15 protein-coding genes are annotated in these 14,645 nt (G+C 41.5%); 6 read left to right on the top strand and 9 right to left on the bottom strand.

Translation table 11 applies throughout. The features are described from left to right. Nucleotides 1-85: 85 nt before the first annotated feature. Genes AC13CC_RS00945 through AC13CC_RS00960 form a run of 4 tightly spaced genes read right to left on the bottom strand, consistent with a single transcriptional unit; the run spans nucleotide 86 to nucleotide 4,164 of the window. Nucleotides 86-793: a galactosamine-6-phosphate isomerase gene (locus tag AC13CC_RS00945; protein ID WP_482875844.1), complete on the bottom strand. Its 708-nt coding sequence runs from the start codon at nucleotides 791-793 to the stop codon at nucleotides 86-88. After that, on the bottom strand, nucleotides 790-1,344 hold the full coding sequence (locus tag AC13CC_RS00950) for a gluconate 2-dehydrogenase subunit 3 family protein (RefSeq protein WP_482875846.1): 555 nt from the start codon (nucleotides 1,342-1,344) through the stop codon (nucleotides 790-792). The genes AC13CC_RS00945 and AC13CC_RS00950 overlap by 4 nt, the downstream gene beginning before the upstream one ends. A gap of 33 nt (nucleotides 1,345-1,377) precedes the next feature. Further along, complete coding sequence (locus AC13CC_RS00955) at nucleotides 1,378-2,463, bottom strand: Gfo/Idh/MocA family protein (RefSeq protein WP_482875848.1); 1,086 nt, start codon at nucleotides 2,461-2,463, stop codon at nucleotides 1,378-1,380. Between the two features lie 12 nt (nucleotides 2,464-2,475). Beyond that, nucleotides 2,476-4,164, bottom strand: a complete 1,689-nt coding sequence (locus AC13CC_RS00960; protein ID WP_482875849.1) for a GMC oxidoreductase — start codon at nucleotides 4,162-4,164, stop codon at nucleotides 2,476-2,478. Between the two features lie 251 nt (nucleotides 4,165-4,415). Here AC13CC_RS00960 and AC13CC_RS00965 point away from each other — a divergent pair, with 251 nt between their 5' ends. Continuing rightward, nucleotides 4,416-5,216: a helix-turn-helix domain-containing protein gene (locus AC13CC_RS00965; protein ID WP_326278288.1), complete on the top strand. Its 801-nt coding sequence runs from the start codon at nucleotides 4,416-4,418 to the stop codon at nucleotides 5,214-5,216. Nucleotides 5,217-5,554: 338 nt separating this feature from the next. Here AC13CC_RS00965 and AC13CC_RS00970 read toward each other — a convergent pair whose 3' ends face one another. After that, nucleotides 5,555-7,939, bottom strand: coding sequence for a hybrid sensor histidine kinase/response regulator (locus AC13CC_RS00970; protein ID WP_482875852.1), 2,385 nt, complete (start codon nucleotides 7,937-7,939; stop codon nucleotides 5,555-5,557). Between the two features lie 239 nt (nucleotides 7,940-8,178). Here AC13CC_RS00970 and AC13CC_RS00975 point away from each other — a divergent pair, with 239 nt between their 5' ends. The 4 genes from AC13CC_RS00975 to AC13CC_RS00990 are packed head-to-tail and all read left to right on the top strand — an operon-like array spanning nucleotide 8,179 to nucleotide 10,918. Further along, the gene (locus tag AC13CC_RS00975) at nucleotides 8,179-8,622 is read left to right on the top strand and encodes a YHS domain-containing (seleno)protein (RefSeq protein ID WP_482875853.1); all 444 of its coding nucleotides are present in this window, start codon (nucleotides 8,179-8,181) and stop codon (nucleotides 8,620-8,622) included. A 60-nt stretch (nucleotides 8,623-8,682) separates the two neighbouring features. Continuing rightward, the gene (locus tag AC13CC_RS00980) at nucleotides 8,683-9,168 is read left to right on the top strand and encodes a DinB family protein (RefSeq protein WP_482875854.1); all 486 of its coding nucleotides are present in this window, start codon (nucleotides 8,683-8,685) and stop codon (nucleotides 9,166-9,168) included. Further along, nucleotides 9,156-9,872, top strand: coding sequence for an NRDE family protein (locus AC13CC_RS00985; RefSeq protein ID WP_482875855.1), 717 nt, complete (start codon nucleotides 9,156-9,158; stop codon nucleotides 9,870-9,872). Before AC13CC_RS00980 ends, AC13CC_RS00985 begins: the two co-directional genes overlap by 13 nt. A gap of 5 nt (nucleotides 9,873-9,877) precedes the next feature. Then, nucleotides 9,878-10,918, top strand: coding sequence for a D-alanine--D-alanine ligase (locus tag AC13CC_RS00990; protein ID WP_482875856.1), 1,041 nt, complete (start codon nucleotides 9,878-9,880; stop codon nucleotides 10,916-10,918). Here AC13CC_RS00990 and AC13CC_RS00995 read toward each other — a convergent pair. The 4 genes from AC13CC_RS00995 to AC13CC_RS01010 all read right to left on the bottom strand — a co-directional run bounded on the left by AC13CC_RS00995 (nucleotide 10,915) and on the right by AC13CC_RS01010 (nucleotide 14,101). Then, complete coding sequence (locus AC13CC_RS00995; protein ID WP_482875857.1) at nucleotides 10,915-11,388, bottom strand: glutathione peroxidase; 474 nt, start codon at nucleotides 11,386-11,388, stop codon at nucleotides 10,915-10,917. The genes AC13CC_RS00990 and AC13CC_RS00995 overlap by 4 nt on opposite strands. A gap of 16 nt (nucleotides 11,389-11,404) precedes the next feature. Continuing rightward, entirely contained in the window at nucleotides 11,405-12,391 is a 987-nt protein-coding gene (locus AC13CC_RS01000) for a YpdA family putative bacillithiol disulfide reductase (protein ID WP_482875858.1), read from the bottom strand. Further along, complete coding sequence (gene rpe, locus AC13CC_RS01005; protein ID WP_326278279.1) at nucleotides 12,391-13,050, bottom strand: ribulose-phosphate 3-epimerase; 660 nt, start codon at nucleotides 13,048-13,050, stop codon at nucleotides 12,391-12,393. Before rpe ends, AC13CC_RS01000 begins: the two co-directional genes overlap by 1 nt. A gap of 187 nt (nucleotides 13,051-13,237) precedes the next feature. Next, a complete protein-coding gene (locus AC13CC_RS01010) occupies nucleotides 13,238-14,101 on the bottom strand; it encodes a sigma-70 family RNA polymerase sigma factor (protein WP_014033356.1) in 864 nt (287 codons plus the stop codon). Between the two features lie 166 nt (nucleotides 14,102-14,267). Here AC13CC_RS01010 and AC13CC_RS01015 point away from each other — a divergent pair. After that, the coding region (locus AC13CC_RS01015) for a transposase (protein ID WP_482878231.1) at nucleotides 14,268-14,645 on the top strand (378 nt) is incomplete at its 3' end.

Below are 14,645 nucleotides of genomic sequence, written 5' to 3' on the forward strand. Positions count from 1 at the left end.
AATGGATTAAATACGTGTAACTATTAATAACTGAAGTTGAAACAAAGTTCAAATAAACGATTCAATCCAAACCCTTCATGGGCCACTAGGTACTTTTTACTTGCAAACAATCAACCTTGGGGTGAAGCCATAAGAAAGTAGCAGGCAATTGGGTAGTTATGTTTTTTTTCTTCAGTTTGGAGCGTACTTCTTCTTTGCCCGTTCCATAAATCAAGAGGATTATTCTTTTGGCAGAGAGGATGTTTTGCATACCCAGCGTCATTCCGAACGATGGTTTTATATCCAAATCCTTGACCATACCATGCCTTTGTGATGCCTCCGAAAGTTGAGCCACATGGCAAAATGGCTGCAAGTGGTGATCAGGCTCATTAAAGCCAATATGTCCGTTCTTCCCCAATCCCAAAATACACAAATCGATTAAACCATCATTTTCAATCTTTTGTTGAATCCTTTTACATTCTTTCGAAGCATTTTGTGGGTTGGTGATAAAACCAGTGTATCGATCATTGGGAATATGTAAGGGACTTAGAAGGTGTTCCTGTAAATAATACTCACAAGAGCCTGGGTGTGTATCGGGCAGCCCGCCCCATTCATCCAATTTTACAATATGGAGCTTTTTGAAAAGCTCTGGCCCATTCAAATATTGCCTTGCCAAAAACTCGTAGGTCCCTGTCGGGGAGTTTCCGGTAGCTGCACAAATACGAAGGTTTTCTTTCCTTTTAAGTTCTGAGAGTACAATATGGCCCGCATGTGCGCTCATCGCTTCATAGTCTTCAAAGAATTGGTTGTTCATGATATCCAAGCGCTTTCATCTGTATAGGGAATGCAGCCTTCAAATCTACCGGGAACTGGATTGTAACGAAGGGCTTGGGTCGCACCAATCTCAGAAGTAAAATAACCCCAAACGGTAAGCTCTTTGAGCATGGTGAAAAAATGGGGCTTCTCCAAAGATGTGGCTTTTTTGGCCTCCTCATCAAATTGGGTAAGTAGATTTAGTTTTTTTTCATTCGATAAAGAGAGAAATGATTCTCGAAATCCATCTATGGATCTTTCCTCGATTTTATCCAAACCACTGATAAAGATTAAGGCTTCATCTTTGCTATAACAGTCATTTACGATTGTTTTCATAAATGCTCCAATATGAGCTGCTTTTGCCCCAGGGGACTCGTCTGTGTCAGGAAGAATGGTTTCGCCTATTTCATCAAGAAAGTGAACATCGTCATTGGTCACCATTTCAGACCTTTTCTTGGGGGGCACAACACAGCCCGACAAAAAAAATTGGGCTCCTATGACACTTCCTCCCAGAATGGTGGCCGTAAGTTTTAAGGCATTTCTTCTTTCCATGTTTTTGATTTGTTTAGAATAACAAGAATGTAACTACTTTACCTTCTTCCACAATTTATAGGGTTTGTCCACATTTGACTTGAAGGGAAGCTGCACTTTTTTTCCTGTGCCCGCCGATTCATAGGCAGCAAGTATCACTTCCAGTACAGCTTTACCGTCTTCCCCTGTCACCAAGGGTTTTTTGTCATTTTTGACACAATCCACAAAATGTTCAAATTCCTGCGGAAAGCCATAGTTCCAACTCTCTTCAAACATCGTGTAGCTCCATCCAATGGTGTTCCCCGCCTTTTCCACCGCATAGCCCACTCCTTTGCTGCTGTATGTTTGGATGGAGCTGCCTTGGAGTATATCTGCATAGGCAACCCCTTCAGAGCCATGTATTTCGGCCTTGTCGTCCATACCACCAAGTTTGGTCCAACTTTCTTCCATGACAGCCGTTACACCATCTTCGAACTCCAGAATAATAATGGAGTTGTCCTCACCTTCTGTTTTATCGCCGTGCACACTGGTCATCATTTGTGCATACACCGATTTGATATTTTTTTTGGGATGCAACCATCTAAAGAATTGGATGGCATGGCAGCCCATGTCCATGGTTACTCCACCTCCAGAACGTTCAATATCCCAAAAGTGGTCGGCATGGGGCCCGTCGTGTTTTTCGGATTGTTTAAAAAGTACGGGGTCTCCAAGGGCCCCTTCGTCCAACAAAGCCTTTAAACGAACATATTTGGGAGCAAAACAAAGTTCTTCGGCATACATGAGTTTGACATTGGCCTGTTTGCAGGCATCGATCATCGAATCGGCTTCCTTAAGGTTCATGCACAAAGGCTTTTCAACCACTACATGTTTGCCTGCCTTTGCTATTTTTAAAGTAATATCGCAATGCAGATAGTTGGGTGCGCCAATGACCACCATGTCTATTTGTGGCATTGCCAGCATTTCATCCAAATCGGTAAAATGATTGGGAATGTTGAACTTTTTGGCAAAGTTTTCGGCATGGCCTTTTGTTGGTGACATTACCGCTAAAATCTCTGCATCCGATACCCTGCTCAAGGCATCGGCATGTATACTTGATATGAATTGAGAACCGACGAGTCCCACTCCGACTTTTTTGTCCATATTCTAAATTTATTATAGTAAACCTTTTTTAAACTGGGCTGCTGCATAGGTTGCCGCCCGCGCTGTAAGTGCCATATACAAAATGGATGGACTTTGATTGCCCGTACTGGTCATACAAGCGCCATCGGTCACAAATACATTTTTGCATCCATGCATCTGGTTGTATTCATTCAAAAGAGAGGTCTTGGGGTCTTTTCCCATTCGTACACCCCCCATTTCATGGATATCCAACCCAGGAGCCTGGTTGTTGTCCTGTGTAACTATATTGGTACAACCTATTTTTTCAAGCATGCGACGACTTTCCACAAGAAAATCATTGATCATTTTCTCATCATTTTCATCATAACCAACATCTGTGACTAGCAAAGGAATACCCCAATCATCTGTCTTATCTGGACTCAAGTAAACTCTGTTTGATGCTTTTGGGATAGTTTCGCCCTGCATGTACATATAGATTTGCCAGTTTCCAGGTTTACTTAGTTTATGCTTAAAAGCTGCACCAAGCTGAGGTGTTTCGTCTGGGATTTCTTCGGCCCTGTTCCGATAAGCTCCTGTAAAAATGGTATATCCACCAAGAAAATCGGTATCCTGTTCCTTTAGATTACGATAATTGGCAATAATACATTCGGATGGTCTTGAACCATAATAATATTTGTCCTCATATCCGCTGATTTTTCCGCCTGCACCTGCCCTATAAATATGAAACCCAATATATCTTCCCAATAAGTCATGATCGTTGCCCAGACCATTGGGAAAACGATTTGATTTGGAGTTGAGTAAAATCAAATTGGAATTGAGTGCCGATGCGTTGACAAAAATAATTCTGGCACTGAAGATAAACTCTTCTTTGGTGTTGGTATCAATGACCTTGACACCTGAAGCCTTTCCCGAATCTTCATCATAAACGATGGAATGTACCACTGAAAAGGGTCTTATCGTAAGGTTTTCTGTTTTTTCGGCCCAGGGCAATGTGGAGGTGTTAGAACTGAAGTACCCTCCGAACGGACATCCTCTCATACACTTGTTGCGACAAAGGCACTTGCCCCTACCTTGGTCCAAATGGGTTTGTTCTGGTTCACTGAGATGTGCCCACCTTCCTTGAACCAAATATCTTCCAGGGAAATGTTCTTCGAGTGTACTTTTCATGTGTTCCTCAACGCAGTTCAGTTCGAAGGGGGGCAAAAATTCCCCATCTGGCATGGACTCAATACCATCCTTATTACCACATACGCCAATGAATTTCTCCACATGGGAGTACCATGGGGCAATATCATTATAATCAATGGGCCAACCTATCCCATAATTGTACTTTTCAGGTGCTTTGAACTCGTAATCGCTCCAACGTTGACAGGCCCTTCCCCAAATCAGGGATTTGCCGCCAACTTGATACCCTCGTATCCAGTCGAATGGTTTTTCCTGCACATAGGGGTGGTCCACATCCTTTATAAAAAAATGGGCCGTGTCTTCGCCAAATCCAGATGCTTTGGTAATTAGCGGATTTTCTTCTTGGAACTTTTTAGTCATTTGCCCCCTGTGTTCAAAATCCCAAGGGTTCATGGTCATGGTAGGGTAATCTTTGATATGTTCTACATCCCTACCCCTTTCCAGTACCAGTGTTTTTAGACCTTGTTCGCAAAGTTCTTTGGCGGCCCAGCCCCCAGATATTCCCGACCCTATAACGATGGCATCAAAATGTTCCATAAAAATTCATAATTAAGAAATGCTCCATTTGATTGTTAATAAACCAGATGTGCCTAACTAATAAATCCGTTCAAAAAACAACCTCGATTTTCCGGTTTACTGTGTGTCCGAGTTTCTAATCAGTAGTGATAAACTCATTCCCAAGAACAAATTGTAATTGCCTTGATTGAAGTTTAATTTCAAATATGGTCAATTCTTATATGTGTCTTTTTGTAAATTACTTCATATTTTTTGTAAAATCATGAAAGGATATGATAAAAGGAGCACAGATAGATGATTTTAAACGCTTTTATTTTGAACTTGACGATAACAAGCCCATCCAAATCTTATTGAACAGGCATGAAAACAGGGAAGAAGGTTGGTTTGACATGCATTATGAATTCGAACTGGGAGTAGTATTGAAAGGTAAAATGAAACGCTCCTACCTAGGATACGATATAGAAATAGGGCCAGGGGAGGTTTGGTTTTGCAATATGTGGGAACCACATGGTTTTGAAATACTGGAGGCACCTTGTGAGGTGGCTGTATTTGTTATCGACCCAAGATATTTGGCAACCACACTTTTTTTAGATAGGGATATGACGTCAACATTTATGGTTCCACCAATGGATAGACCTAGGACAGCAGCAAATTTGAAGGACGAAATAAAGAATCTGGCAAAAAAAGTCCAACAAAGGTTTTCCAAAAAATATGATGCGGACTGGGCCAAAATATATTTATTTGAATTGTTGCTTTCCCTCATGGAAGAATGGAAAGTTCCCTTGCAAAAATCAAATCATGGGCATAGAGTCTTCATTCAAGGAGCCTTACGCTTGATTTTTGAAGAAAAAAGGCTCATAACCACCAAAGAGGCAGCTTTGGCCTGCCGCATGTCCGTAACTAAATTCACGGCTTTGTTCAAAGATCTAATGGGTTCGACCTTTTCTGATTTTGCATTGCAATATCGAGTAAAGGGAGCCTCTTTTCAGCTAAAAAATTCTAATCTGACCCAAGAGACCGTAGCACTTAACTGGGGATTTTCCGATGCAAGCCACCTTCATAAATATTTGTAAAACACATAAAATCCATAACTTCATACGTAATCGGAATTTAATAGCAGAAAAGCACCAGTCCTGTTTCTTAACCAAAAACCTATTCTTGGCAGTTAAACCATACGATGCCCAAAGTTCAACTAAACGATTAACAGTTTACGTGGATAGATATTTAACCCTATTTGATTATTATTGATTAATTTTGGCTTATACGAAAGGAGATTGCTCATAGTGGTCTGTAATTCGGTTAGTTACTCAACATAGGCAAGGCATAAGTCAATAAACTTAGGGGCTAGCGGATGGGGTTCGAATCCTTTCTGGGTCACAACGGACACAATATCTTCTGTGTCGGGTCTAAATCAAGCAACGTTACTGATTTTTTTGGTTGGTGCGTTCTTGCTCATTTTAGCAAAGAGAAGGGGACCATTTACCGGTTTGGTTACAAGGTCGTTGGCGCCTAGTTCAAAAATTTTCTTTCTTGTTTGGCTGGTATTGTCCGCGGTAAGCACAATTATGGGAATCTGGGGGTCGCAGTCAGCTTCCCCGTTCCTTATGGTTGATGTTGTTTCAAATCCATCCATTTCTGGCATTTGCAAATCCATCAAAATAAGATCAAAATGCTTTTCCTTCATTATTTCCAGTGCTTCTTTTCCGTGGTTGGCTATCGTAAGCTTTGCATTGCCCCAATTCTTTTTGAACAGTAGTTTCACCACGGTCTGGTTCATTTTATTGTCCTCTACATAAAGGATGTTACCAGTTTCCATAGTAATATCGGATGGGGCTGTTGTTGATTTTTCGCTTGCCAGGGCTTGGTCTTCGTCAATCTCAAAACCTAGACTTAATTCACAAATAGTACCTTGGTTTGCATTGTTTTTAAGGTTGACGGTTCCTTTTTGTAGGTCCACATACGTTTTTACGATGTACAGGCCTAATCCCAAACCACTGAATTCCCGTTTATCCCTAAAGGATTTTTTGGTAAAGGATTCATATATGGTACTCATCTTTTCTTTGGAGATGCCAATGCCCGTATCCTTTATTGTAAAACTTAAGATGGCACGGTCATTATCTTTTTTGCAATCGATATCAATGGCCACGCTCCCTTGATTGGTGAACTTAATGGCGTTGTCCAGGGTATGATTAAGGATCTGGACGAGCTTCCCTTTGTCTCCGACAATTTGTGTTGGTATAGCACTTGAGATTGACGTATTGAAGTCCAAACCTTTGGCCTTGGCCTTTTTTTCTTGTAGGTTGATAACCTTGGATAGGGTTGATTTTAGATTGAAGGAAACCTCTTTTAAGTCTTGATCGCCTTTTTCAATTTCAGTAAAATCCAGTATATCCTCAATGTACCCCAATAAGTTTTTTGAGGAGCTCAATAGCATTTTACACTTCTCTTCCAGATTTTCTTTTTCCTTATTCTCCTGCAGTGAGGTTGCGACACCCATAATCAAGTTGAGCGGTGTCCGAAGTTCGTGGCTAATATTGGAGAGGAAGGATGATTTTATTTCGTTCATATCCTCCGCTCGTTGAAGGGCCAGCATTTGATTTTGTTCATTTTCCATCCTAAGGTCACGAATCCTGTTGATCATGGAAATGGATAGAAAGACAATCTCCAAGCCAATACCGAATTTTGCCCCGTTGTCGGTAAAGAATGAATTTGGGATGGTGTTGAAGTTGTTGAGAATAAACACGATAAATCCTAAGACCAAAAAGGAGATACCAATGATAAAATAAGGGTCTACCTTGATCTTTTTTAGCTTCATTACTACAATAGATGCTATCATATGTAATAGTACCAAAATTCCAATGGCGTTGGCAAGCGGATAGCAGTATTCGAAAGATGGACTTAGGGCCAGCGCAGCTACCCCGACCATTATGGCAAAACCAAAAAACTTGTTTGTTTTATGCAATAGGGGGCTGTTTTTCTTTAAGCCGAGAAAGGTGTCGCCATACCTTCCAAAAAAGAACAGGGATACAAAGGCAGTGAGCAATACCGCCCTATTGGAGAGCCAACCGCCCTGTGGTGTGAGATATTGGTGGAAAAACCCATCCAAGGAAAATTGCATCAAGGCAATAAAGAGGACGTAAAGGGCATAGTAAACAAATGCCTTATCTTTTAAGGCAAAGAAGAAAAATAGATAAATGAGACAGGCCAAGATCAAAATACCATAAAAGAAACCGTAAAACACCTGCTCTTTATAGGTTAGGACAAAAAAATTGGTCTCTGGGTACAATCGCATCGGTAACATCACGACCTCTCCATCGCTTTTTAGGTGGATATATCCCTGTATTTTTTGGTTCGGTTCAAGCCCAATGTCAAAAATTGATTTCCTATGCTGTATGGTTTTGGAGGCAAACGGCATTTTATCGCCACTGTATTGTTGCTCAACCTTGTCGTTGCCATCCACAAGATATAAATTGACAATATCCGTAATGGGCCGTGCGGTTTCCAGATAATACTGTTTAAACTTTGATGACCTGTTTTCCAAGCTAAATGTCATCCAGTAATGGTCGTTGGAAAAACCAAGGTTTTCCTTTAAGCTCGATAGGGGGACAAACTCCAGATTCGGATTGTTTCTGATTTCATCAAAACTGTATTCCTTTTGACCTGCCAATAAAACAGTTGTTTCGGAGCGAAGCGAAATAGCTTCGCCATTAAAGTCAGTTTGATCAAATTGTGCCTTGGAAACAAGGGGGGACAGTAATAAAACATATACCCATATTTGTGGGATTATCTGGCGCATAAAGTAGGTTTTATGGAAACCGTCCTTTGGGAAGGCGGAATCATAATTTTGGTATAAACAATAAACGTTCAAGGTATGTCATTAGTACCATTGACCCCTGGGAACTAACAATGATTAGATGTAATTCAAAAAAACCTCGATGAATTACAATCTAAATTGAAAGGAATCGCCTTGGTTCATGACTAAACCAATCGATTTAGGATGCTTTCCACTTTATTTTGGATGACCAATTAGATGATATGCACAAAATTTTAGTAGTTCTTTTTTTAGTGTTTGGTGCTTGGAGCTATACCCAAAGCATAGATTACAATACAAAAAAGGGCTACACAGCCAATGGTTATGATGTGGTTTCCTATTTTGACAAGAATCCACGAGAAGGGAAAGAAGAGTTTGCCCAAGTGTTTGATGGGGTAAAGTACAAGTTTTTGAACAGGACAAATCTGGAGCCACTTGTTGCCAACCCCGATGCTTTTTTGCCCCAGTACGTAGGGTATTGCGCCTACGCGGTTGCCATAAATGCCAAAAAGGTCGATGTTAATCCAGAAACGTATAAAATAAGGAATGGTAAACTTTATCTATTTTACAATCAGGGCAAAAACAACACATTGCAATTTTGGCCGAACGGATCCCTGAACAAACCCAAATCCCAAGCGGATAAAAACTGGGAGAAAATAAAAATTTGAATATTCTTTCTATCTTATACTCAATTTCATCAATAATCCGAAACCAAATAACCAAACGCCATGTTCAAATCTTCCTTGGAAACCTTGGAGCAGTTCAAAAAAGTGCTGTCGGAGTTGCCCAAAGATTGTTATTCCCAGTCTTGTAAAATCCTTTCCAACGCCAGCATAGGTCAGCACACAAGGCATATTATCGAGCTTTACCTTTGTTTGATCAAAGGATACGATATTGCCAATGTTTCATACGATCGAAGGGAGCGCAATCTAAAGATTGAAGAGGATTTGGTGCTTGCCCTGGAACGGTTGACCTTTATCCAAGAGCATTTGGAGAAACCAAATAAGGCAATCAAGGTGAACTACGAACTGGGTGGTGAGGAGAATCAACTCGATTCAAATTATTTTAGAGAGGTTATGTACAATTTGGAACATACGATTCACCATCAGGCATTGATCAAAGTGGGGATTAGACACTTTTCCACCCAAGAAATTCCAGCATCTTTTGGAGTGGCGCCCTCTACCATACAATATAGAAAAGCATGTGCACAGTAAGCTTTATTTCTAGGGGCGGGCAATATATCATCACCTCGAACCGTGATGAGCATGTCTCTCGACCTTTGGCGATGGAACCCCAGGAAGAAACCATAGGTTCGGTTAAAGTTCTCTTTCCAAAGGACGCAAAAGCTGGGGGTAGCTGGTTTGCCCTGAACGAAAACGGTTCGGTGGCCGTTTTACTCAATGGAGGTTTTGTAAACCACGCACCTACGGGGAATTACTCCAAAAGTCGGGGATTGGTGCTTTTGGATGTGATTTCTTCCAAAAACCCCTTTGATTTGCTTTTAACGACGGAGTTGTACCATATTGAACCCTTCACTTTGGTCCTCTTCACCACCAGGTTGTTGGAGTTCAGGTGGGATGGCCATCAGAAATATTTTAGGCCTTTGGATAAAACTAAAAATCATATTTGGTCCTCTGCCACACTTTACAACGATCAAGTGATCGAACACAGGAGCAACTTGTTTCAAAAGTTTATGGATGATAATTTGGAGGTAACAGCCCCCGAGGTAATCGATTTTCATTCAAACAGCCATGATGATTTTGAGAACGGTTTTATCATTGATCGTGAATCCGGATTAAAGACCTTTAGCGTAACCCAGGCTGTTTTGGATGACAGGGAAATTGTGATGCGTCATTTGGATTTGTTGAACGATAAATTTTTTGAAGTACCATTTTCGCCAAGTCAACTTACTATTTAACAATCATGGGCTCCCTTAAACTGATATGGCATCGGATAACCCATTGGGAGTATTGGCCTTTTTGGGTGATTTATTATCCCATGTTTCCCGTTTGGTTGTTTTTTTCGATTAAAGCACGGTCCATTTTCTTTTTCAATGCAGCCAACCCTGGAATGAAGAACGGGGGCATGGCCATGGTATCCAAAATGGATATCTATAATATGATTCCCGATCAATTTATTCCCAAAACCCTATTTATTGGGAAGGATGGGGTTACTAAATCGGTCTTGGGGCATGTTTTATCTACGGGCATCGACTTTCCATTTATTGCAAAGCCCGATATTGGTATGAAAGCCTTTGGTGTTGAAAAAATTCATGATAAAGATGAGTTCCAAAACTATGCGCGTTGGAGCCCTTCCCATTTTTTGGTGCAGGAACTTATTCCATATCAAAAAGAAGTGGGCATATTCTATGTTCGCAAACCAGGGGAAAAACACGGCAAAATTACCGGGATCGTTTCCAAGGAATTTTTGTCCATTACGGGTGATGGTACAAGTACAATGGTGCAGCTTATCAAAAAGAACCCACGAAGCCATCTACAATTAAAGGTGTTGGAACAAAAGTTTGGTGAACGGCTTCAACAGATTTTGGATTTGGGAGAAGAATTTGTTCTAGTACCCTACGGAAGCCATACCCGAGGGGCCAAGTTTGTGGACATAAGCCATAAAATCAATGATGATTTAGTGCAAACCATTGATAAGGTATGTTCCCAGATGAACGGTTTCCATTACGGTAGATTGGATGTACTTTACAACTCTTTCGAGGAGCTTTGTCAAGGAAAAAACTTTAGCATTATCGAGGTGAATGGTGCAGGGGGGGAGGCTACCCATATTTACGACCCCAAACACTCATTGTTATGGGCTTGGCGAGAAGTTGCCCGGCATTGGGGCATGTTGTGCGAAATCAGCATCCTTAACAAAAGGGCGGGACATTCTTATTTAAGTTTTAAGGATGGCAGGGCCATGCTCAAACAAACAGATGCCTTACAGGAGCAATTAAAGTTTTAGAGTATGCTTTTAAGGTAGCTTTCCATGGCTTCTGGCTGTTTCGTAGATCCAAATCTTTTTACAGGCTTTCCCGTTTTATCAATCACAAATTTGGTGAAGTTCCATTTAATTTTTCCTCCCAACAAACTGCCTAATTCCGATTTGAGGTACTTGAAAATTGGATGGGTACTCCTACCGTTGACATCGATTTTGGCAAACATGGGAAAACTAACGCCATAGTTCACTTGGCAAAATTCCTGAATATCATCGGCATTGCCGGGTTCTTGGTTTCCAAATTGATTGCAGGGAAATCCCAAAATAACCAGTCCCTTTTCTTTGTACTCTTTGTAGAGTGCCTCCAGCCCTTCGTATTGTGGCGTTAACCCGCATTTACTGGCTGTATTGACCACAACAACGGTTTTGCCCTTGTACTTTTCCATGGACTCCAAGGTGCCGTCCAATCGTTCTGCTTCAAAGGTGTAAAAGCCCATGGTAATGATTTTTGGATTAAGACTTCTTTTCTGCCAATTGTAATTTATTTTTTACGGCCCTCATAATAATAGGGGCATGAATCCGGGAGTTTTCGATAAACCATTTGTGGGTTTCCATGCCGCCACAGATTACTCCTGCCAAAAACAATCCATCAATATTGGTCTCCATGGTTTCCGGGTCGTAGGTGGGCAATCTTTTTGGGTCGTTGGAAAGTTGTATGCCGAGTTTTTCCAAAAAGGCAAAGTTGGGCATGTACCCTGTTAGGGCCAATACAAAATCGTTTTCCATGGTAACTTCACCTTCCGGGGTATTGATGATGATTTCGTTTGGTTTGATCTCCTTGACCGTGGAATTGTAAAAGGCTTTAATGCTGCCTTCCTCAATTCGGTTGATGATATCGGGGCGAACCCAATATTTTACTCGAGGCCCCACCTCTGGGCCTCGGATCACCAAACTTACCTCGGCACCTTTGCGCCAACACTCCAAGGCGGCATCTATGGCCGAATTACTTGCACCGACCACCACCAATTTTTGACTGGCGTAAAAGTGAGGGTCTTTGTAATAATGGGATACTTTGGGTAAATCTTCACCGGGGACATTCATGTTGTTGGGCAAGTCGTAAAATCCCGTGGCCACCACTACGTTTTTGGCCCTATACTCATCTTTATCGGTTCTTACAGAAAAAATATCCCCTTGCTTTTCGGTGTCGATGACCTTTTCAAAAAGATGAATGTTCAATTGATTCGAGGTCACGATTCTTCGGTAATACTCCAAGGCCTCGTTACGTTTGGGCTTGGCCTCTTTGCTAATGAAGGGAATCCCGTCTATCTCCAACTTTTCGGATGATGAGAAAAACTGCATGTTTACAGGATAGTTGAACAGCGAATTTACAATGGGCCCTTTTTCAATAATGACATAGGAAAGCCCTTGTTTTTTTGCTTCCAAACCACAGGCGATCCCAATAGGGCCGCCTCCTATGATGACAACATCAAATTCCTGCATTATGCTATTTCTTCTTTTAATTTTTTAATGGTTTTGGCTGGGTTGGCACTTTTAAAAACAAAACTGCCAGCGACCAAAACGTCCGCACCATGATGGATTAATTTTTTGGCATTACCTGCATTAACGCCCCCATCAATCTCAATCAAGGTTTTCGCATTTTTACGATTTATCAATTCTTTGAGGTCGGCCACTTTTTGATAGGTGTTCTCAATAAAAGATTGACCTCCAAAGCCCGGATTAACGCTCATTACGATTACAATGTCAATATCCTGTATGGTGTCTTCCAATAGTTTTATGGAAGTGTGCGGGTTGATGGCCACCCCAGCCTTCATCCCTTCAACTTTTATAGCTTGCAGGGTTCTGTGCAAATGGGGACATGCTTCGTAATGAACGGTCAAATGGTTTACGCCCAAATCGCCAAAGGCTTTGATGTATCGGTCTGGGTCAACAATCATGAGGTGGGTGTCCAACGGTTTTTTGGCATGCTTGGCGATGGCTTCTATCACAGGCATCCCAAAGGATATGTTCGGAACAAAAACACCATCCATAACATCCAAATGAAACCAATCGGCATCACTTTGGTTCACCATTTCTATTTCTTGTTGAAGATTGGCAAAGTCGGAAGCCAGGAGCGAAGGGGCAATCATTGATTTGTTCATAGTACAAAGTTAGCCAATTACCGTCATCCATAAACGAAAAAAACTCCGGTAATCAGCCGGAGTTTATTCATCAATCAAAAAACGAACAGTCATGATAAACTGTTATATCTTACTAAATTACAACTTTCCTGCCAAAAATCAAATTTAAGGATAGTTTAACTGTAATTTATGGCGTGTTTTTTACACTTTATCCCAAATATGTCTTTAAAATCTTACTTCTGGAAGTGTGTTTTAATCTACGGATGGCTTTTTCCTTGATTTGACGAACCCTTTCCCTGGTAAGGTCAAAAGTTTCACCAATCTCTTCCAAGGTCATGGAATGTTGCCCGGCCAAACCAAAGTAAAGTCTGATTACATCAGCTTCCCGAGGGGTAAGGGTCTCCAATGCACGCTCGATTTCGGTGCGAAGGGAATCGTGCAAAAGTTCCTTGTCCGGGTTAGGGGATTCACCACTACGCAATACATCGTAAAGGTTGGAATCCTCACCATCGATCAAGGGGGCATCCATGGATACATGGCGACCTGAGTTTTTCAAGGATTGCTTCACATCTTCCACGGTCATGTCCAATTCTTTGGCAATTTCCTCTGCGGATGGTGGGCGCTCGTGCGCTTGCTCCAAGAAAGCAAATGTTTTGTTGATCTTATTGATGGAACCGATCTTGTTCAAGGGCAAACGAACAATACGGGACTGCTCGGCCAATGCCTGAAGAATGGACTGGCGAATCCACCAAACGGCGTAAGAAATAAATTTAAATCCACGGGTTTCATCAAAACGTTGTGCGGCCTTGATAAGTCCCAAATTTCCTTCATTGATCAAATCCGGAAGTGTCAACCCTTGGTTTTGGTACTGTTTTGCCACAGAAACCACGAACCTAAGATTGGCTTTGGTTAATTTTTCCAAGGCTATTTGGTCTCCCGCTTTTATTCGCTGTGCCAACTCCACTTCCTCATCGGCGGTAATAAGATCTACCTTGCCAATTTCCTGCAAATACTTGTCCAACGACGCGGTTTCCCTATTGGTAACCTGTTTTGTAATCTTTAACTGTCTCATCTAAAAAATCCCTTCAAATTAAATTTGTGAACCGGAGCTCATTAGGTTATACGTTGAAAAAACTAAAAAGTTACATTTTGGTTACATTTTTTTTAAAAAGAAAGAGGCTGTCTAAAAAGGCAGTCTCTTTTTTTGTTTAAAACTGAAAGGGATCGTAACTTTAGTTATGAGCCGAAAAGTAGTATGGAAGACCAATGACCAGGACCAGTTGAGCCTTCTTCCACCCAGTTATGATGACCTGGTACCCAAAAACCATCCTGTCCGGATCGTCAATTCAATTTTGGAAGGCATAGATCTGGGGATATTGGAAAGGACCTATAAGGGAGGGGGCACCTCCAGCTATCACCCGAAGGTACTGCTCAAGATATTGGTCTATGCCTATCTGCGCAACCTATATTCCTCTCGCAAGATAGAGGAGGCCCTTGGGGAAAACCTTCATTTTATGTGGTTGGCCGGCACGGCACGGCCGGACCACAATACCATCAGTAACTTCCGTTCGGGAAAGTTAAAGGGCCACTTTAAAAGAATATTCGATCAAGTGGTC

It is taken from the genome of Flagellimonas sp. L-11 (assembly GCF_056857735.1).